Origin of the sequence: Mesorhizobium sp. M5C.F.Ca.ET.164.01.1.1 (assembly GCF_004792125.1) — a bacterium.
In the GTDB taxonomy this organism is placed as follows: Bacteria; Pseudomonadota; Alphaproteobacteria; order Rhizobiales; family Rhizobiaceae; genus Mesorhizobium; species Mesorhizobium wenxiniae.
In genome coordinates this window covers 1-290 of sequence record NZ_SRTG01000550.1, presented here as the reverse complement: position 1 = coordinate 290, position 290 = coordinate 1, and the positions used below count along the sequence as shown (strand labels likewise).

Sequence of the window (290 nt, the reverse complement as noted above, 5' to 3'; positions counted from 1 at the left end):
GGATCGATGCCGACTGCGGCGAAGTCGGCGAAGTGATCGGCGTCGTCACCACCATGGTGGAGACGACGGAGCAGAAACGCCGCGAGCAGACGCTGAAAACGCTGCTGCGCGAAGTCAGCCATCGCTCGAAGAATCTTCTGGCCATCATCCAGAGCATAGCCACCCAGACCGGACGCTACTCGGAGACGCTCGGCGATTTTCTGACGCACTTTCGCGGCCGTATCCAGTCGCTCGCCTCGTCTCAGGATCTGGTGACATCCTCCAACTGGCGGGGAGCGGCGCTTCGTGAG

General features: G+C 62.1%; 1 protein-coding gene. It reads left to right on the top strand.

Annotated elements, in window-relative coordinates:
- Positions 1–290 (top strand): HWE histidine kinase domain-containing protein (locus tag EN807_RS34695; protein ID WP_281405273.1); only part of this gene is annotated, 290 nt, incomplete at both ends.